Source organism: Paracoccus broussonetiae (assembly GCF_031854425.1).
Taxonomy (GTDB): Bacteria; Pseudomonadota; Alphaproteobacteria; order Rhodobacterales; family Rhodobacteraceae; genus Paracoccus; species Paracoccus broussonetiae.
This window is the reverse complement of sequence record NZ_JAVRQI010000019.1, coordinates 36,332-54,855: the sequence shown is the minus strand read 5'-3', so window position 1 is coordinate 54,855 and position 18,524 is coordinate 36,332. Positions and strand designations below refer to the sequence as shown.

The window sequence follows — 18,524 nt, the reverse complement described above, 5'->3', positions numbered from 1 at the left end:
CATGCCGCCGACCGTTCTAGCTGATCGGGTCGGGGATCACCGGCAGCAGCAGATGCGAGGGATAGGTCTGCCCGCGATAGACCTTGTGAACGGTCGTCTTGCTGGAGCAGACATGGTAGGGCTGGCTCTGGTTGGCGCTGATGCCGTTCCCGCCCGAAGGGACGTCCATGGACGAGATCTCGACCACGATCCGGTGATCCTTCCGGAACAGGGTCGAGGTCGGCATGATCTCGACATCATATTTCAGCACCTCGCCGGGCGTCACCTTCTGGTGCTTGCTGCGGGTCAGCGGATGGAAGGGCTGGCCGGTGCGGGACCGCTCCTGATCGACATGGCGATGCGACGCCTTGAGCCAGCCGCGGGTGATCTCCTGCTCGAACAGGTTCGGCCAGTCGGGATGGGTCTTCTTGGTGCGCTCGACCGCGATGTCGGGACCCAGATCCTTGATCGAGATGATCCAGTTCGCGTCATCCTGATCGATCTCGGCCCAGAAATGGAACGAGATCGGACCCGTGACCTCCATGTCCTCGGGCAGCGGATCGCTGACATAGCGCAGTTTCTGCACCTTGCTTGTCAGGTTCAGCGGCATCTGCAGGAAGGCGTCGGGCTGCTCGATCCCGTCATTGCTGCCGGGGATGAACTCGTTCCAGCGCAGCTTTTCCCAGCTGTCCAGATAGAGCTTCGTCCACTTCGTCTCCTTCAGGGGCCATTGGTCGGCATAGCGATACTTGTTCGCGCCATTGACGAAAAGCTTGATCGGCGGCTCGTCCATGATCCCGGTATCGATGCCCTTCAGCCAGTAATCGAACCAGCGCAGCAGCTCCTCGTTCATGCCGATCCACGGGCGCCGGTCGCGGGCCAGCGGGGTCATCACCATCTTCATGTTCGGGTTGTCGGTGATATAGCGCCAATAGTTGAACATGCCCTGAAGGTGGGTCTTGTAGGTGTAGCCATACCAGCCGGTGCCGGTATACATCGGCACCTTGATATCCTTCAGCTCGTCCAGCTTCTTGGCGTAATCCTCGGATTCGTAACGATTCACCATCGCGCTATAGAAGCGCTTGTTGTGCTGACCCTTGCGCTCGATGATGTTGTAGATATGGGCATACATCTGGAAATCCGGATCGGCCATCGCCTCTTCCCAGAGTTCCTCTTCCTCCGCGGTCAGCTCGGTCTCCTTATAGGCCTTGCCGGTGACATGGGACACGATCGACTGGTAATGCTCGCAATGCAGGACCCCGCCCGGATAGACTTGGTTCTTGAGCATATGGCCGGGGCTGTAGGGAAAGATCGCCTTCAGATGCGGAGACGGGTTCTTCGCGGCCAGCATCTGCTGGCGGCCATAGGACGACATGCCGGTCATGCCGACATTGCCGTCGCACCAGGGCTGGGCAGCCATCCATTCGACAAGATCATACGCATCCATCTTGCCGTCGCGCGCCGGGTCGCCATCGTCGGAATTGCCGACGCCGCGGATATTGCCGATGACATGGACATATCCCCGGCTGGCCCAGAAGCGTGAGTCGCCCGCCCGGGCGCCGGGCGGGGCAATCGCGGAATCGCCGGGCTGGTTGCGGCAGGATTCCCAGATCCGCGGGCTTTGCATGGCCTTGTTATGCGTGCCGAGGCTGAGAAGCGCCGGGAATTTCCCGTCCGCATCGGGCCGGTAGATGTCGATGGCGAGACGGGTGCCGTCGCGCATCGGAACCATCACGTCGATGCCGCCCGTGACCATGGAATATTGCGGTTGCAAACGCTCTTGAATCGTCAATTCGTGACCTCCTGATTGTGGTGACGCCGGAAGCGGATATCCGAGGGCGCATGCGGCCGTGCGATTACGGCGGCATGGAGGCGCGGCGGGTGATCCAGAATGAATAGGCGCCCCTCCACGACTCCGGTCGGGAAAGGCATGGGACGCAGGCCGACATCCAGACCTGCATCAGGTATCTCGCGGAAACGGTGCCGTCCCTCTTCCGGCGCGTGGCGCGGGGACAGCGTTCTCTCTCCTCCTCCAGCGCAGATTATCAAAGGAATCCCAGCAATTAAGGAGGGAATAGGGCATTACATTTATGAAAAATATTCCGAAATTAACGCAAAAATGCGGAAACTGACGCGCGCAAAAATCCGGGCCTCGCCCTTCGGCGGACCCGGATCGGAAGCATGACGGTGGCGGTCAGAGGCGGAGGTTATTCCCCGATCGCCTCGCGGATCCTCGGATCGATCAGGTCGTCGGGCGTCATCCTGACGCGCAGCATGTCCAGCTCGTTCATGTAGCGGATCAGTAGTTCCAGCGAGGCGCGGTTGGCCTCGAACCCCATCGGGCGCGGGTCGTCGGCCAAAGGCTCCGGCTCCGCAAGGCTCTTGTTTGCCCTCAGCAGCGCATAGAACTCGGCAATCGCGTCCAGATGGTCGCGGACCATCGTTTCGGGGACGGCGATCACATGGTTGATGGCAAAGCAGCCGTGCCGCTTGTGCCATGCCTGCCCCTCCGGATCGTCGGAGAACAGGGGCACGGTGCCGTCGCCATCGGCCTTCAGGCCAAGCGCCACGTCGATGTCGCCGGCCTTCAGCATCTCGGCCATCTTCCGCCCCTCGGGCGCCTGCGTCCCGGGGTCGGGCGCTTCGGGGACATGGCCATCCTCGAACTTGATCCATTCGACGCCGTCGAAATCCGCATCATAGTCGCATTTCAGGATTCCGCGCTGCCAGGTCACCGTGGTCTGGGCAAAGGACCGCACGCCGATCCGCTTGCCGCGCAGATCGCCCGGACCCGCCATTTTCGACCGGGCATTGACCGATGCCACGGGCTGCTGCAATCGCCCGATCATCACCGCAGGCAGCAGATGCAGCGGGCGGCCATAGGACTTGGCGAGAATAAGCGTGGTGATCGCCATTTCGCAGATGTCGAAGGCCTGACGATCGACCATCCGCTTGAAGGCGTGATGCGTCTGCTTGAAATCGGTGAATTCCAACTCGTCGGATTTCAGCCGCAATTCGCCCGACTTGATCGCGGCGACGGCCGCATGGGGGCCAAGAACCGTCTTGAAGGTTGCCATGTTCCGCTCTCCCTTCAGATTGCTAGGTTGGGATAGATGCGCAGGGCGTTTCCGCCCATGATCCGGCTGACGTCGCGGGACGGCAGGAACGCGAAGGCCGCCTCGCATTCGTCGGCGATCTCGGCCAGCGTCCCGTGCGAGGCGGGAAAATTCGACCCCCAGACGATGCGGTCGGTGCCGAAAGCCTCGACCATGCGCGGCACGAAGGTTTCGGGCGTGGACTTGCCCTTGCGAGCGCGCTCCAGAACGGCGGGGCTGAATTTTGCGATCAGGTTCGGGTATTTCCCGGCCATGTCGAAGATCGGCGTGGCCTCGGCAAAGGGCGGACCGTCCGAGACATCCGCCCGCCCGACATGGTCCAGCACGATGGTAACGCCGGGGAAGCGGTCCATCATCTCGCCCAGCATCGCCATCCCGGCGGGATTGGCCTGAACGCAGATCGGCAGGCCAATTGCCTGCGCGTGTTCCCAGACCGGATAGGTCCGCGGGTCATTAAGCCAGCTTGCCTGACCGGGCATCGTCGTGCCGGTGGTGAAAAGCCGGATGCCCGAACAGCCGCGATTGAGGATGTCCTTCAGCACGTCAAGCGCGTGGGGCGCAAGCAGGTCGATCGAGCAGACCGCCGTCAGCCGGTCGGGCCAGGCGGCCACGGAATCCAGCACCAGACTGTTGTCGTGCCCATAGGTGGTCGAGGAATGGACCACCGCGGCTTTCGCGACGCCGGCGGCGTCCATGGCGGTGATCAACTCCTCGACCGTGTTGGAATGCGCATCAGCCGACCATTCCGACCGCTTTCCGCCAAGCGGCGCGGGCGGATAGCGCCGGATGTCGGGCGAGATCAGATGGGGGTGGGTATCGACCCGAAGCGTGGACATGGTTTCTCCTCCTCGATGCGCGGTGTCAGGCTTCCGGGTCGGCGAAAAGCTCCGCCACCGTCATGCGGCGCGGCGAGAGCTTCTGATCATGGGCCGCCCTTTCGAGGGCCTCGATGCTGCGGATGTTGGCGGCGATGCCATAGGGCAGCGGATCATCCCCGACGATACGGGACAGCTTGCGGTATTTCTGTTCGAAAGCGGTGTCGGCGGCGCCGGAGCGATAGTCCTGCAACCACTCGGCCTTGGAGCGGGTGAACGCGTCGTTCAGCGATTGCGCGATCCAGGGATGGCGCGCCAGCACCTCATCCTTGACGACGATCATGCCATGCATCGGATAGATGCCGGTGCGGCGGAAATAGTCCGCCTCGACCGCCTGCGTATCGGGAAAGAGCGTCGGGTAATCGGTCGCGACCTCCTGCCAGCCGCCGGTCGGCGACCCGACGCGCCCGACGCCGGCATTTCCGGCAAATCCCGCTACCAACTCACCCGAGGCCATCATCCCGTTCAGCGTCTTGCCCTCGGGGGTATGGATGACATTCGCGGGCAGCTTCAGTTCTGTCACATGCTCCTCGTCATCGACGACCCATGTGACCTTGTTGCTGTCCAGCCCATAGTCCTCCACCAGCACCGAACGCAGCCAGACCCCGGTGGTGACGGAATAGGCCCGCACGCCGACCTTGTGCCCCTCCAGATCCTTCGGGCCGGCGATCCCGGCATCGTGCCGAACCAGCAGCGTGCCGTGGTTGAACTGCCGCATCAGGAAGATCGGCAAGCCCACGAAGGGCGCGCCATAGCCCCGCGCGACGATATAGGTCGTGGGCGCGATCTCGCAGACGTCGAACTCGACCTCGCGCACCATGCGCCGATAGGCCCCGATCTGGGGCTTCACGGTGATGAAATTCGGCTCGACCCCCTTGATGACGATCTCGCCACTCAGAATTTTCCGTGTGTGGGGATAGTCTCCGATACAGATGTCCAGCCTGACATTCTCCGCCATCGGATGTCCTCCATAGTTTGTGAAACGCCCTCGTTGCTTCACAAATACGACGAACCGAGCCGATTATTTCGGAATATTCGTCACATATCTCATGCTGAATTGCCGGCTTAATCCGCGCGCGACCTTCCCCTAGCGTCGATGCCGGATCAGTCCGCCGGCGGCCTCGGCCGACGGCATGAGGCCGCGCCTGCGGCCAGCGAGAAAGGGAGACGAATGGACGATATCAGCAGTGGTCACGGCGCCGTTGGCGAAAGGGTCAGAGGCGTGAACATCTTCGGAACCAGTTTCGACTACGCGAAGCGGCTCGAGAAGCTGCGCAAGGTGATGGAGGAGAAGCAGCTTGACGCCTTCATCGTCCACAACTGGACGAACCAGTATTATTACGGCGGCCATTATCAGCACATGCCCTGGTATCCGCTGTCCCACACCCATATCACCGAGGCGCCGCTTCTGCTGTTCAAGGACAGCGACCCGGTCTTCATGGCCGCCTTCATCACCATGAACGCGATCCGCGAGGGGTCGTGGATCAAGGACGTGCGGGTCAACGATACCGGCTATGCTTCCAGCCCCGCCGACGGCGTCGCCAAGGTGCTGGCCGAGCGCGGGCTTTCCTCGGGCCGCATCGGCTATGAGGAGACGACCTGCACCTCGAAAACCTTCAAGAGCCTGTCGGCCGCCCTGCCCGATGCGACGCTGGTGCCGGCGGGCGACCTGCTTTTCATCGCGCGTTCGGTCAAGGAACCGGCCGAGATCGAGTTGATCCGCAAGGCGGTGACGATCGGCGAATCCGCGATCCAGGTCGCGATCGAGACCGCCCGGCCCGGCGTGTCCGAGATGGACGTGCAATTCGCCATGGAAATCGAGATGAAGCGCCTCGGCGCCATCCGCGAGGTCGAGACGATGTGCCAGGCGGGCATCAGGACCGCGAATTACCGCGCCTTCGCCTCGGAATGGAAAAAGATCGAAGATGGCGAGCTTGTGACCATCGACCTCGGCGCGCTCTATCTCGGATACGGCTTCGACATTGCCCGCACCTGGTGCGTCGGCACGCCCGCCGAGGAATATGTGAATGTGGCGCAGGACTGCTACCGGACGCATGACGAGTTCATGTCCTACCTCAAGCCGGGTATGTCCTTCGCCGAGATCTTCGACCATATCCGCGCCTACATGATCGAGCTTGGCTATCCCGCCAACAAGGCGAAGTTCCCCTGCCAGCAATTCGCGATCCACGGGGTCGGGCTTGGCCCCTTCCACGACTTCCCGCACCCGACCCATCGCGAAACCATCATCGAACCGGGGATGGTGCTGTCCTTCCAGCCCTCGGTGCGGACCGACAGCTATTCCTTCCGCTTCGAGAACAACATCCTCGTCACCGAAACCGGGTTGGAGTTGCTCAGCACGACGCCCTACAAGCTGATCTGACCCTTTCCCTGCGGACTGGCGGCGCGCGCTTCCCCTTGCGGGACGCGCGCCTCTTCTTGTCGGCACCGCACCGGCGGTCAGTGCCGAAAGCCTATGGCCTGCGACGGCTTTCTGATTTGCGACGAAAGGCCGCAGCGGCGACTAATGATCAGGAATTGCCGGGTCCGGCAGCGGCGCGGCACAACGCGGCGGCGGACCTGCGCTTTGCACATATCCCGCCTGACCGGTGGGAAACACAGCATTTGGGAGGAGCCATGCAGGCGAGGAAAATCAAGCTGGAGGTGCGGAATGTCCAGAAGACGTTCCGCATCCGCGGCGAAAATGGCGAGGGCGAGGCATTCCTCCGCGTCCTCGGCGGGATCAACTTCAACGTGTTCGAGAACGAGATCGTGTCGCTGATCGGCGAGAGCGGCTGCGGCAAGACCACGCTTCTGCGGATCGTCCAGGGCCTCATCCGCCGCGATGCGGGTGATATCCGCGTGGACGGCAAGGACGTCACCGCGCCGGGACGCGACCGCGGCTTTGTCTTCCAGCAATCGACCATGCTGCCCTGGCGCACGGCACGCCAGAATGTCGAATTCGGGCTGGAAATGGCCGGGACGCCCCGCTCGGTCCGCAGGGAGACCGCGCAGAATCTGCTGGCTCTGGTCGGGCTGACCCATGCGCAGGAGCTTTATCCGCATGAACTGTCGGGCGGCATGCAGCAGCGGGTCAATCTGGCCCGCGCCATGGCGATCGACCCCTCGATCCTGCTGATGGACGAGCCGTTCAGCGCCCTTGACGCCCAGACGCGCGAGGTGCTGCAAAAGGAGCTGCTGCGCATTCAGGCCGAGGCGAACAAGACCATCCTTTTCGTCACCCATGACCTCGACGAGGCGATCTATCTCAGCAACCGCGTCGTGGTGCTGGGCGCGAAGCCGGGCCGGGTCAAGACCATCATCGAGATCCCCTTCGGCGCCAATCGTCCCGACCTGCCGGAACTGCGCGGCAACCCCGAGTTCCAGCGCATCCGCGCCCAGATGTGGGACCTGATCCGCAACAAGGCCGAAGACGCCCCGCTCGCCGCGGCGGTCTGACCGTGAAAGGAACTTCCGTGACCAGCAACGACATGGCCGCCACCACCGCGATGGCGCCCGCACCCGAAACCCCGCCCGCGGTCGAGATCGAGGAACTCGGGCCCGCGCCGAAATCCTACCGACTCTGGTATATCCGCCTCGCCTCCATCGCCTTCGTGATGCTGGCTTGGGAATATGGCGGGCGGCAGGTCAATCCGCTTTTCATGTCCTATCCCAGCGCCATCCTGCGCGCCGCCATCGGCCTGATGCAGACCGGCGAATTGCAACGCGCGCTGATGGAGTCGATGGTCACGCTGCTGATCGGCTTCGTGGTCGCCTCGATCTTCGGCATTGTCGTCGGGCTGCTGATCGGGCGCTACCGCTCGGTCGAGGCGGCGACCGACTGGATCGTGAACGCGCTTTACGCGACCCCCCTCGTCGCGATCGTGCCGCTGGTGACGCTGTGGTTCGGGCTGGGTTTCGAGGCGAAGCTTTTCATCGTCTTCCAGATCTCGCTGTTCCCGGTCCTGATCAACACCGCCGCCGGGGTCCGCAACGTGCCCTCCTCGCTGATCGAGCTTGCCAATTCCTTCTGCGCGAACGAGCGGCAGATCTTCACCAAGATCATCCTGCCCTCGGCCCTGCCCTACATGATGACCGGGCTGCGCCTCGGGATCGGGCGGGCGCTGATCGGCATGGTCGTGGCCGAGTTCTTCACCGCGATCACCGGCCTTGGCGCGATGATCGTCAAATATGGCAACCAGTATGACACGGCGCGCATGTTCGTCCCGATCATCGTGCTGATGCTGCTGGGGATCCTGCTGACCATCGGCGTGCGCTATGTCGAGGACCGGATCGCGCCCTGGAAAAAGACACGCTCGGACTGACCCTGTCGGGCCAAACCCAAAGGGCCGCGCAGATTGCGCGGCCGTTTTCGTTTGCGGTCCTGCCGGGTGTCAGCCGATCAACGCCTTGGCCTCGGTCGCCAGGGTGAAATCGGTCAGCACGTCCAGCGGAACCTGCTTCTGCTGGATCCCCAGTTCGAGGTTCAGCGCCTGAAGATAGTCGATGCTGTCCTGCTTCAGGATCAGGTCGAAGGGCTTGGCCTTGTTGAGGAAGTTCCATTGCGTCTTCGCCTCGGCCTCGCCGCCGCCCGAAGCCGCGGCCCAGGCATCGACGAACTCCGCCTCGGAGCCGTCGCTTTGCAGGAAGTCATAGAGCCGGCCAAAGGCCGCAAGCGTCTTCACCAGCTTCTCGCGGTCGGATTCGATCGTGCGGGTTGCGGTGAAGGCCGCCTGATAGGGATATTGCGGGATCTCGGTCCAGTAATCGGCGACGACATGGACGCCGTATTTCTCCTGCTGGTCATAGACATCGACAAGGCTCGGCCCCGCATCCACCGTGCCCGCGGCCACCGCCCGGAAGACCTGCGCGCTAGAGCCGACATTGACGAAGCGCACCTTGTTCCAGTCGACGCCGTTCTTGCGCAGCATCGCGACGGTCATGTTGTGCAAAAGCGCGCCCGGCGCGCCGGTGCCGACCGTGCGCCCTTCCAGATCCTTCAGCGTCTTGACCTCCTCGTTGGCCGAGAACAGCGCCTGCGGGATCAGCACGCAGCATCCGCCGATGACCTTGAGGCTGGCCCCCTTCTCGATCGCGGTCAGGACCTGTCCGAAGCCGGCGCCGGGGCACAGGTCCACGTCGCCGGACATGATCGCGCTGACAAGCTTGGTCCCGTCGGTCACGACGATGAAATCGGGCTCAAGCCCTAGATCCTTCAGGTAGCCCTTGCGCTTCATCAGCTCGATCTGCGTCATCGCGACATTGCCGCCCGGCATGCCGATGGTGACCTTCTGCAGCTCCTGCGCGCGCAGGCGGCCGGGGCCGAGCGCCATGGCCGCGCCAAGGGCGCCGCCTGTCGCAAGCAGGCTTCGGCGGGTCATTCTGGATTTCGATTGCATGTTTTCCTCCTCTGGACTTTCCGGCCTCAGCCCAACGGGGCGTCGGCAAGGTCGTGTCGCCGCAAGAACTTCAGCGCAGCTTCGTTGAAGGCCTCGGGCTGTTCGATATTGATGGCGTGGCCGCCGCGCAGATCCGCCACCTCGCAGATCGGCAAGAGCCGGGTCGCCAGATCGCGCACCGGCTGGAAGCGGCTTTCGAGCCTGCCGTTGATCAGCAGCGTGGGCACCGCGGTTCGGCCAAATTGCGCGCGCACCGAAAGATCGGGCAGGCAATGGCGGGTCAGCGCGATCACGCTGGGAATGTCCACCCCGTCCGCATCGGCCGAAAGGCGGTCGCGCAGTTCCGGCGGAAAGCGGCGGCCGTGGCGCGGGTGAAAGCTCTCCTGCCGCAGCGCGTCAACGCCCTGCGTCGCAAGGCGCTGGCAGCGCGCCTCGTCGGCGGCCAGCAGCGCCGCATCGGGCGGATCCGCCAGCGCGCGATTGCCATTGGTCCAGATCTGCGACAGCACGGCGCCGGGATGGCGCAGCGCATAGCGCAGGGTCAGCCCCGCGCCGAAACTGAGCCCGCAGAGGTGCCAGCGCGCGATCTGCAACCGCTGCCGCGCCTCCTCCAGCGCGGCGACCAGCGCGTCGGGATGCAGGCGCGCAGGCTCGGTGCAGCCCGCCGCCTCGCCATGGCCGGGCAGTTCGGCGAAGACCAATCGGAAATGGCTGCGCAATGCTTCGATGTTCAGTTGCCAGCCATGGCGGCTGGACAGCAGGCCGTGCATCAGCAGCAGCGGCGTCTTGCCGGGCATGTCTGCCCGAATTCCAAGTGGCAGTCCCTTTACCCTGATCATCGCATGGCGCCCGTCAAAACAATCGATCGGGCCGCATCCCCGAGGACGCGGGCCGAAGCAAGGGATCAGGGCGCAAGCTCGCGCACAAGCGGATGGAACAGGTCATCGACCTCGACCCGTTCGGTCAGCATGTGCTGTTGGGTCGCATATCGGATCGCGGCCTCCAGCGCCCGCCGGTTGGCCTCGATGCCGACGGGCCAGGGGTCGATCTCGCCGGGCGGGGTGGCGGCATTGCGGCTCTCGACCAGCATCCGCCAGACCTCGCGCACCACGTCCGGCCTCTGCTCGCACAGCGCGTTCGGGACGATGACATAATGGTTCGGCGGCACGAAACCCTCGCGCGCATACCATTCAAGCGCGGCGTCATGGGGGTTTTCGATCAGCGTGCGCACACGCGGATCCTTGGGCATGTTCATGCCGAGGATCGCGGCATCGACCTCGCCGTCAAGCAGCATGTTCACCGGATCCTTTGCCGGATCGCCCCAGATGACCGAGGGCGGATCGGTATATTCCTCCAGATGCGGCTGGTCGAAGCAGAGCCATTTCACGCTGTCGGGATCGACGCCGTATTCGTTCTGGAGGATGCCGCGAATCCAGAGGCCCGTGGTCTGGGTATAGGACCGCACGCCCACCACCTTGCCCGGCAGGTCGGCCGGGGTCATGCCGGGATGCACGTCGGTATTGTAGCCGATGCAGTGATGCTGGAAGCGCCCCAGCAGCACGATCGGCAGCAGGGTGAAGGGCTTGCCGAACTGATGCGCCTGCAGGAAGGTCGCGGTCGCCATCTCGCTGATGTCGTAGCGACCCTTGCGCAGCATGTCCTTGAACCCGGCATGGGCGTTCTTCAGCCCGGCGAAGTCAAAGCTGATCAGGTCCGAGGGAACCCGGCCCTCCATCAGCGCCCGCGTCGGCTCGTAAAGGGTGATATTGGCCGAGAGCGTCACCGGGCCTTCGACGGGGAAGTTCTTTTCCATCAGGCTCATGCGTTGGCCGCCTTGTCGAGGGTTGCCACCACAAGCTGCGGATAAAGCCGTTCCGCCGTGCCCGCCCAGATTTCGGCCCGGTCCGCCTCGGACAGGGCTGCGAAGCAGCGATGCCCCTGCGCGACCAGTTCCTTCAGCGAACCGTTATTCGCGGGGAAGTTCGACCCCCAGGCCAGCCGGTCCGCGCCATATTCGGCGACCAGCTTGGCAAAGAAGCTTTCGGGCGTCGCTGGCGATTTCTCCGACAGGTCGAAGGTCCGGGGCGTGACCTTGAGGAACAGGTTTCCGAACCGCGCCAGCTTCCAGAGCGGCGCGGCCTTGGCATAGGGCGCGCCGTCCGTCAGGTCCGGCCGGCCCAGATGGTCAAGGATGACGCTGACCTCGGGGAAGCGCTCGAGGATCTCCTCGACCACCGGCAGGCCGATCGAGGTGGTCTGGATGGCGACGGTCATGTCGATCTCGGCCATATGCTCCCAGACGGCATATGTTTCGGGGGCGATCATCCAGCGTCCGTCGGTCTGGACGGTCGAGCCGGCGCCGAAAAGGCGCAGCCCCGCCATGCCACGGCGGCGCCATTTCTCGATCGTCGCGACCGCATCCGGGGCGGCGATGTCGACCGAATAGACCCCGACGAAACGCTCGGGGTCGCGGCAGACGCTGTCGGCGGCATAGGAATTGTCATAGCCATAGGTGGTCGAGGAATGCACCATCGCCGCCTGTGACACCCCGGCAGCCTCCATCTCCTCGACATATTGCTCGAAGGTGAAGGGCCGCTCGGCCGACCAGTCCGACCGGATCCCGCCCAGAGGGTTATAGGGATAGGCCTTCGTGTCAGGCGAGATGATGTGCGGGTGAATGTCGATGATCTTCTGGGTCATGTCTGGCTTTGTCCTGAAGGATTGCCGATGAGGTGGGGCGGAGATGCCTCCGCCGGTTTCCGCGGCCCGGCGCGGCGCCTCCTCCTCTGGCGCGGCGCAAGGCCTGTCCCCGCGGTCGAAGGCATGTCCGACCGGGTTGATATGTCTGCGATTGGCTTCATGCCTTTCAGGTTAGGCCTGCCCGGCATTCCCGAGAATAAGGGCATGCTCAATTCCGATGGTCGCAGGTTGATTTCCAATATCGCCTCCGGGCTTAGCCGGGCACCGCCTGCAACGCGGTCTCCCTGATCTGGCTCAGCGAAGCGGCGGGCGTCAGGGCCTCGGGGTCGATCATGATCTCGAGGACGGCAGGACCGTCATGGGCATCGGCACGGGCGAAGGCCGCCGCGAAATCCGCCGTCCGCTCGACTCGTTCGGAATGCGCGCCATAGGATTGCGCCAGCGCGGTGAAATCGGGATTGCCCAGCGACAGGTCGGTGCCCGAGACGCGGGCAGGGTATTGCCGCTCCTGATGCATGCGGATCGTGCCCAGCATCCCGTTGTTCAGGATCAGGATGCGGATCTTCAGCCCATGCGCGGCGGCGGTGGCCAGTTCCGTGCAGGTCATCTGGAAATCGCCGTCGCCCGCAATGCAGATCACCGCGGCGTCGGGCCGCGCGAATTTCGCCGCCAGCGCCGCCGGGATGCCATAGCCCATCGAGCCGCAGATCGGCGCGACCTGCGTTCCGAACCGGCGATAGCGGTGGAAGCGATGCAACCAGACGGTGAAGTTGCCCGCGCCGTTGGTATAGATCGTGTCCTCGGGCAGGTTTCCGTCCAGCCAGGCCATGATCTCGCACATCTGGATCGCGCCGGGGCTGGTCCGGGGCGCGGTCCATGCCTCGAAATTCGCGCGTGCGGCCTTCAGCCAGTCGCCCCATTCGCCACGGACCGGCCCGCCTGCGGCAAGGGCCAGCGCGAAGCTTGCCGGATCGCTGACGATGCCCAGTTCGGGCTGATAAACATGGCCGATCTCGTCCGCGCCGGGATAGACATGGACCAGCCGTTGCCGGGGACAGGGAATGTCCATGATGGTATAGCCATTCGTCCCGATCTCGCCCAGCCGCGCCCCGATGACGAGGATCAGGTCCGCGCTTGTCACCGTCTCGACCAGCTTCGGGTTGGGGCCAAGGCCGATCTCTCCGATATAGCTGGGGCTGTCATTGTCGAGGAGGTCCTGCCGCCGGAACGAGGCGGTGACGGGAAGCCCGCTTTCCTCGGCAAAGCGGCGGATCGCCGCGACCGCCTCGGGCGTCCAGCCGGAACCGCCCAGCATCACCACCGGACGGCGGGCCGCCGCGATCATGTCCCGCACGCGCGACACGGCATCGGGCGCGGGCGCATTGGCAAACCGCATCGCCGGGCGGCCGTCGGGGACTGTGGCGGTTTCGGCCAGGACATCCTCCGGCAGCGGAATGACCACCGGACCGGGGCGGCCTGACAGAGCAAGCTGGAAGGCGCGGGTGACGAGTTCAGCGGTCCGCGCGGCGTCCTCAAGTTGCAGCACCGCCTTGGCCTGCGTCCCGAAGGTGCAGCGGTAATCGACCTCCTGAAACCCTTCGCGGGTCATCACGTCGCGCGGGTTCTGGCCGATGAACATGATCATCGGCGTGCTGTCCTGAAACGCGACATGCAACCCCGAGGAGGCATTGGTCGCCCCCGGCCCGCGCGAGCAGAAGAGGATGCCAGGCCGGCCGGTCAGCTTGCCGTACGCCTCGGCCATCATCGCGGCCGCGCCCTCGTGACGGCATGTCACCAGCTCGATCTCGGGGCTGTCATGCAGCGCGTCGAGAACGGCGAGGAAGCTTTCGCCCGGCACGCAAAAGACGCGGTCCACGCCCTGCAGAAAAAGCTGGTCGACGAGGATGCGGGCGGCTGTGCGCGCTCCGCTCATGCCGCTTTTCCCATCGCCTTCAGACGGGCGTCGAGACGCGGATAGACGCGGCGCACATTCTCCTCGAAGATCGCCTGCCGGTCCCCGGGCGAAAGCTCCAGCGCCTCGACATAACGGCGGGTGTCGTCGAAGGCGTGACCGGTCTCCGGGTCGATCGAACGCACCGCGCCCACCATCTCGGAACCGAAAAGCACGTTCTTGACCGGGATCACCTCGGTCAGCAGGTTGATGCCGGGCTGGTGGTAGACGCAGGTGTCGAAGAACACGTTGTTCATCAGCGCCTCGGCCAGCGGCGGGCGGCCAAGGTCATTGGCAAGTCCGCGATATCGGCCCCAGTGATAGGGCACCGCGCCGCCGCCATGAGGGATCACCATGCGCAGCGTCGGGAAATCCTTGAACAGGTCCGACAGCAGAAGCTGCATGAAGACCGAAGTGTCGCCGTTCAGGTAGTGCGCCCCGGTGCCGTGGAAGTTTGGATTGCACGAACCCGAGACGTGGATCATGGCGGGCACGTCCAGCTCGACCAGCTTTTCGTAAAGCGGATACCACCACTTGTCCGGCACCGGCGGGTCGGTCCAGTAGCCGTCGGTCGGATCGGGATTGAGGTTGCAGCCGACGAAGCCCAGCTCAAGGACGCAGCGCTCCAGTTCCTCGATGCAGCCGCGCGGATCGACGCCCGGACTTTGCGGAAGCTGGCAGACCGGCACGAACCGCTCCGGGTAAAGCTCGGTGACGCGGTGGATCAGATCGTTGCTGGTGCGCGACCAATGCTTGCTCATCGCCTCGTTGCCGTGATGGTGCCCCATCAGCCCGGCGATGGGCGAGAACAGCGCCATGTCGATGCCGCGTTCCTTCTGCAACCGGATCTGGTTCTTCTCCAGCCCCTCGCGCAATTCGTCATTCGAAACCACCGGCGCGGGCGAGAAGTCCGAGGTCTTGCCGGCCTTGAAATCGGCGATCTGGGCATTGCGATAGTCGCGGAAACAGGCCGGGACGGTGGTGAAATGACCGTGGCAGTCGATAATCATGGCGGCAGCACCTCTTGAAAGGGAAGTTCGCGGAACGTCTTGGTTCCTTGCCAATTGCCTAGCCGCTGCGGAGTTCGCGGCGCCAATCGGAATTCGTGCCACGCATATATGAAACCGGCCGGGTCGGGGCGCGCGGCCGCAATCCTATGGGCGGGGCGCGATCTCCTATTAAGCGACTTCAGCGAGGCGGGATTAGAAGAAGGTCGGCCCCGTTTGCGACGGGGAAAACAGTTTCCGATCAGAGAGGAATCCGCATGTCCACGCCCACCCTCAAGGTGGCCTTGCGCACCTATCCCTATACCGAGGCGCTGAAGTCCGGCGCGGTCGCCGTGTCCGGCGCAAGGCTGGAGTTCGAGGAGGTGAAGCCCCATATCGCCGCCTTCCGCCGGATGGTGCGCGACCTTGCCTTCGATGCCTGCGAAATCGCGCCGACGACCTATATCATCGCCCGCGCCTATGGCGTGCCGATCATCGCGCTGCCGGTCTTCTTCGTGCGCCGTTTCCATCACGAGGGCCTCGTGGTGCGCCCGGATGCCGGCATCGAAAGCCCGAAGGATCTGGAGGGCAAGAATTTCGGGGTTCGCGCCTATTCTGTGACCACCGGGGTCTGGAAACGCGGCCTGCTGCAGAACGAATACGGCGTCGACATCGACAAGGTGAACTGGTGGGTCGATGACGAGGAGCATGTCGCGGCCCTGAAGCTGCCCGCGAATGTCCGCCATGTCGCCGAAGGGTCCTCGCTGGTCGCGATGATGGCCGAGGGCAGGCTGGACGCGGCCTGCACCGGCGATGCCGGAATCGGACGCGCCGGCAAGCCCGGCGAGGGCTGGAACGAAAGTGGCCCCGCCCTGCCCGACGACCTGCGCGAGCTTTTCCCCAACGCCGCCCAGCTCGACCGCGAGGTCTATGCCCGGAACGGCGTCTATCCGATCCACGGCACGCTTGCGATCAAGGAGGAGGTGCTGAAGGCAAATCCCGACCTCGCCCGTTCGCTCTATGATGCCTTCGTCGAGGCCAAGGCCCCCTATCTCGAGGCGCTGCGCGCGGGCACCGCGACCGGCAAGCAGGCCGAGAAGGACCGCAAGCTGATGCAGGTCGTCGGCGACGATCCGGTTCCCTACGGGCTTGAGGCCAACCGCGCCTCGATCGAGGCGCTGATCCGCTATGGCCATCAGCAAGGCCTGATCCCCCGGCTCTATGAGGCCGAAGACATGTTCCTGCCGTTCTGAGGAGAGAGAGATATGGACAAGATCGGACGCCTGAATGGCATCATCGCGGCGCTGGAAGAGGGCCGCAAGCCGACCATGGCCTTTGCCCGGGCCGAGCGCGAGGAAGCGATCCAGTTGGGACTGTCCCAACTCGACGGCGTGCTTTTCGAAATGGAGCACACGCCCTATTCGCCCTCGGAACTGCGCGACGCGCTGCAATTCATGCTGAACCGGCGGCGCATGATCGACGGCGCCAGCCTGCGGCCCGATGTGACGCCCTTCGTCCGCATTCCCGCGAACGGGGCCGAGATGAACACATGGATGGCCAAGCAGGTGCTGGACCAGGGCGTCTATGGCGTGGTGTTTCCCCATATCGCCACCGCCGAGCAGGCGCGCAACGCCGTCGCCGCCTGCCGCTATGCCCGGCCCAAGGACGCCCCGAACTATGAGCCGAAGGGGCTGCGCGGCGACGCGCCCAACACAGCCGCGCGCTACTGGGGGCTGAGCGTGCCGGAATATTACGCACGCGCGGATGTCTGGCCGCTGGTCCCCGAAGGCGAGATCATGGTGATCGTGATGATCGAGAGCGTCGAGGCGGTCGAGAACCTCGCCGAGATCCTCGCGGTTCCGGGCATCGGCGCCATCATGATCGGCGAGGGCGACCTGAGCCAGCAGCTCGGCTATCCCCGCCAATACGAGCATCCGGTCGTCGCCGAGGCCAAGCGCGGCATCCTTGCCGCCGCCAAGGCCGCGGGAATGCGCGTCGCGCATCCGCATGTCACCTCGGGCAATGTGGCCGAGGTCATCACCGAGGGCTACGACATTCTCTTTGCCGGCCCGTCGCGCAGCTATGCGACGCTGGAAAAGGCGAAATCGCTGATGTGAGAAAAGGCCCGGAGCGTCAGCTCCGGGCCCTTGCCTTCCGACTGGCCATCGTCAGGAGGCCAGTCGGATCTCCGGGTCCGAACCCGACCCTCCGGCGTGGCTGGTCTTTCCGGTCGCCTCGCGCAGGCAGTCCAGAAACACGTTATGCGCCACCGTCGGCAACCAGTCGCTGCGCGTCGTCACGCCCTTCAGCAGCACATTGTCGAGGAACTTGCAGGGCAGGACCTTCAGCACGCCCAGTTCGACATCGTTCTGCAACTCCGACCGGGTCATCAGGGTCACCGTGTCCGAGTTCAGCAGCAAGGACCGGATCATGGTCAGGGACGAGGTTTCGAGGTGAAAGCGCGGGCGCACCGGCTCATCGTCGAAGATCTGCTCGATCCGGATCCGGCGCGGCGTGCCCCGCTGCGGGACCACCCATTCATAGCCGGCCAGATCGGCGGGGGTGATGTCGTCAAGCTGCGTCAGCGCATGCCCGACCCGCGCCACCAGACAGTAGTTGTCGGTGAAAAGCACCTCCTCGCTGACATCGTCGGCCCATTCGGGACGGCGCAGCATCCCGAAGATCATGTCGATCCGGCTGTTCGACAGGTCGCTCAAAAGCTTGTGATACTCGCCGGTGACGAGGCGCACCTTCGCCGAGGGATAGGCGGACATGAAGCGCCGCGTCGCCACCGCCAGATCATGCGAGCCCGCCATCGGCAGCGAGCCGATCACCAGTTCCAGGCTTTCCGTTCCCGCGGCCAGCAGCACCTCGCCCCTGGCCAGTTCCAGTTCACGCACGGCGCGGCGGAATTCGCGGGCGAGGTAGCTTCCGGTCCGGTTCGGAATCGGCCCCTGCGCCGTCCGGTCGAAAATCTGCTTGCCGAGCGAGCGTTCGAATGTCCGGGCCGAGCGGAACAGCGAGGCGGGCGACAGGCCGAGCGAGTTCGCGATCTCGCTCACCCGTCCCTGTTCGCAGGTCACGATCAGCGCACGGAGCTGCGTTCCCGTCATGATCCGCTCGATGCGCGGCGGGAGGCGTTCGGTGGGGCCATCGGGCCGGCCGAGCACCTGCGTCAGCGCCGTGTCCAGCGTGTCGAAGAAGCGGTCGATGCGCAGCAGATACTGTCGGCCGATGGCCGTGGGATAGGTGCCGGTCGCGCAACGCTCGAAGATGGGCACGCCGATCTCGGCCTCGATATTGGCGACGGCCTGCGTCACCGCGGGCTGCGAGGTGCTCAACTCGCGCGAAGCGCAGCTCACCCCACCCAGCTTGCCGATGACCTGCACCATGCGCAGGTGGCGCAAATTCGGAACGTCCGCGAGTTGGAACATGGCTTCCTCCCTTGTTCTGGGCACCCGTCTTCCGCGTCGCGGGAACACGGGCTGCGGCTCCTCCATCTGGCGGCGCCGCATGTTCTT

The 18,524-nt window shown here is 64.3% G+C and carries 16 protein-coding genes; 5 read left to right on the top strand and 11 right to left on the bottom strand.

What is annotated here, in order from left to right:
• Positions 1 to 16: 16 nt before the first annotated feature.
• The 4 genes from RM190_RS20375 to RM190_RS20360 form a co-directional block, all read right to left on the bottom strand.
• Positions 17 to 1,771, bottom strand: coding sequence for a CocE/NonD family hydrolase (locus tag RM190_RS20375; RefSeq protein WP_311761315.1), 1,755 nt, complete (start codon positions 1,769 to 1,771; stop codon positions 17 to 19).
• Between the two features lie 415 nt (positions 1,772 to 2,186).
• Positions 2,187 to 3,056, bottom strand: coding sequence for a hypothetical protein (locus RM190_RS20370; RefSeq protein ID WP_311761314.1), 870 nt, complete (start codon positions 3,054 to 3,056; stop codon positions 2,187 to 2,189).
• Between the two features lie 14 nt (positions 3,057 to 3,070).
• On the bottom strand, positions 3,071 to 3,931 hold the full coding sequence (locus tag RM190_RS20365; protein ID WP_311761313.1) for an amidohydrolase family protein: 861 nt from the start codon (positions 3,929 to 3,931) through the stop codon (positions 3,071 to 3,073).
• A 25-nt stretch (positions 3,932 to 3,956) separates the two neighbouring features.
• A complete protein-coding gene (locus tag RM190_RS20360; RefSeq protein WP_311761312.1) occupies positions 3,957 to 4,928 on the bottom strand; it encodes an ABC transporter substrate-binding protein in 972 nt (323 codons plus the stop codon).
• Between the two features lie 264 nt (positions 4,929 to 5,192).
• Between RM190_RS20360 and RM190_RS20355 the strand changes: the two genes are divergently transcribed.
• From RM190_RS20355 to RM190_RS20345, 3 genes are all read left to right on the top strand, one after another.
• Entirely contained in the window at positions 5,193 to 6,350 is a 1,158-nt protein-coding gene (locus tag RM190_RS20355; protein WP_311761311.1) for a M24 family metallopeptidase, read from the top strand.
• Between the two features lie 254 nt (positions 6,351 to 6,604).
• Positions 6,605 to 7,426, top strand: coding sequence for an ABC transporter ATP-binding protein (locus tag RM190_RS20350; protein WP_311761310.1), 822 nt, complete (start codon positions 6,605 to 6,607; stop codon positions 7,424 to 7,426).
• Positions 7,427 to 7,443: 17 nt separating this feature from the next.
• Positions 7,444 to 8,292: an ABC transporter permease gene (locus tag RM190_RS20345; RefSeq protein ID WP_311761309.1), complete on the top strand. Its 849-nt coding sequence runs from the start codon at positions 7,444 to 7,446 to the stop codon at positions 8,290 to 8,292.
• Between the two features lie 69 nt (positions 8,293 to 8,361).
• Here the strand turns inward: RM190_RS20345 and RM190_RS20340 are convergent, their stop codons facing one another.
• The 6 genes from RM190_RS20340 to RM190_RS20315 form a co-directional block, all read right to left on the bottom strand.
• On the bottom strand, positions 8,362 to 9,348 hold the full coding sequence (locus tag RM190_RS20340; protein WP_311761308.1) for an ABC transporter substrate-binding protein: 987 nt from the start codon (positions 9,346 to 9,348) through the stop codon (positions 8,362 to 8,364).
• Between the two features lie 44 nt (positions 9,349 to 9,392).
• A complete protein-coding gene (locus tag RM190_RS20335) occupies positions 9,393 to 10,163 on the bottom strand; it encodes an alpha/beta fold hydrolase (RefSeq protein WP_311761307.1) in 771 nt (256 codons plus the stop codon).
• A gap of 107 nt (positions 10,164 to 10,270) precedes the next feature.
• Positions 10,271 to 11,188 carry a hypothetical protein gene (locus RM190_RS20330; protein ID WP_311761306.1) on the bottom strand — a complete coding sequence of 306 codons (918 nt, stop codon included), beginning with the start codon at positions 11,186 to 11,188 and terminating at the stop codon, positions 10,271 to 10,273.
• Positions 11,185 to 12,066, bottom strand: a complete 882-nt coding sequence (locus tag RM190_RS20325) for an amidohydrolase family protein (protein ID WP_311761305.1) — start codon at positions 12,064 to 12,066, stop codon at positions 11,185 to 11,187. The genes RM190_RS20330 and RM190_RS20325 overlap by 4 nt, the downstream gene beginning before the upstream one ends.
• Before the next feature lie 253 nt (positions 12,067 to 12,319).
• The gene (locus RM190_RS20320) at positions 12,320 to 13,999 is read right to left on the bottom strand and encodes a thiamine pyrophosphate-binding protein (protein WP_311761304.1); all 1,680 of its coding nucleotides are present in this window, start codon (positions 13,997 to 13,999) and stop codon (positions 12,320 to 12,322) included.
• Positions 13,996 to 15,027, bottom strand: a complete 1,032-nt coding sequence (locus tag RM190_RS20315; RefSeq protein WP_311761303.1) for an amidohydrolase family protein — start codon at positions 15,025 to 15,027, stop codon at positions 13,996 to 13,998. The genes RM190_RS20320 and RM190_RS20315 overlap by 4 nt, the downstream gene beginning before the upstream one ends.
• A gap of 254 nt (positions 15,028 to 15,281) precedes the next feature.
• Here RM190_RS20315 and RM190_RS20310 point away from each other — a divergent pair, with 254 nt between their 5' ends.
• A complete protein-coding gene (locus tag RM190_RS20310) occupies positions 15,282 to 16,256 on the top strand; it encodes an ABC transporter substrate-binding protein (RefSeq protein WP_311761302.1) in 975 nt (324 codons plus the stop codon).
• Between the two features lie 12 nt (positions 16,257 to 16,268).
• Positions 16,269 to 17,120: an HpcH/HpaI aldolase family protein gene (locus tag RM190_RS20305; protein ID WP_311761301.1), complete on the top strand. Its 852-nt coding sequence runs from the start codon at positions 16,269 to 16,271 to the stop codon at positions 17,118 to 17,120.
• 51 nt (positions 17,121 to 17,171) lie between these two features.
• Here RM190_RS20305 and RM190_RS20300 read toward each other — a convergent pair whose 3' ends face one another.
• Positions 17,172 to 18,437, bottom strand: coding sequence for a LysR family transcriptional regulator (locus tag RM190_RS20300; RefSeq protein ID WP_311761300.1), 1,266 nt, complete (start codon positions 18,435 to 18,437; stop codon positions 17,172 to 17,174).
• Positions 18,438 to 18,524 lie beyond the last annotated feature (87 nt).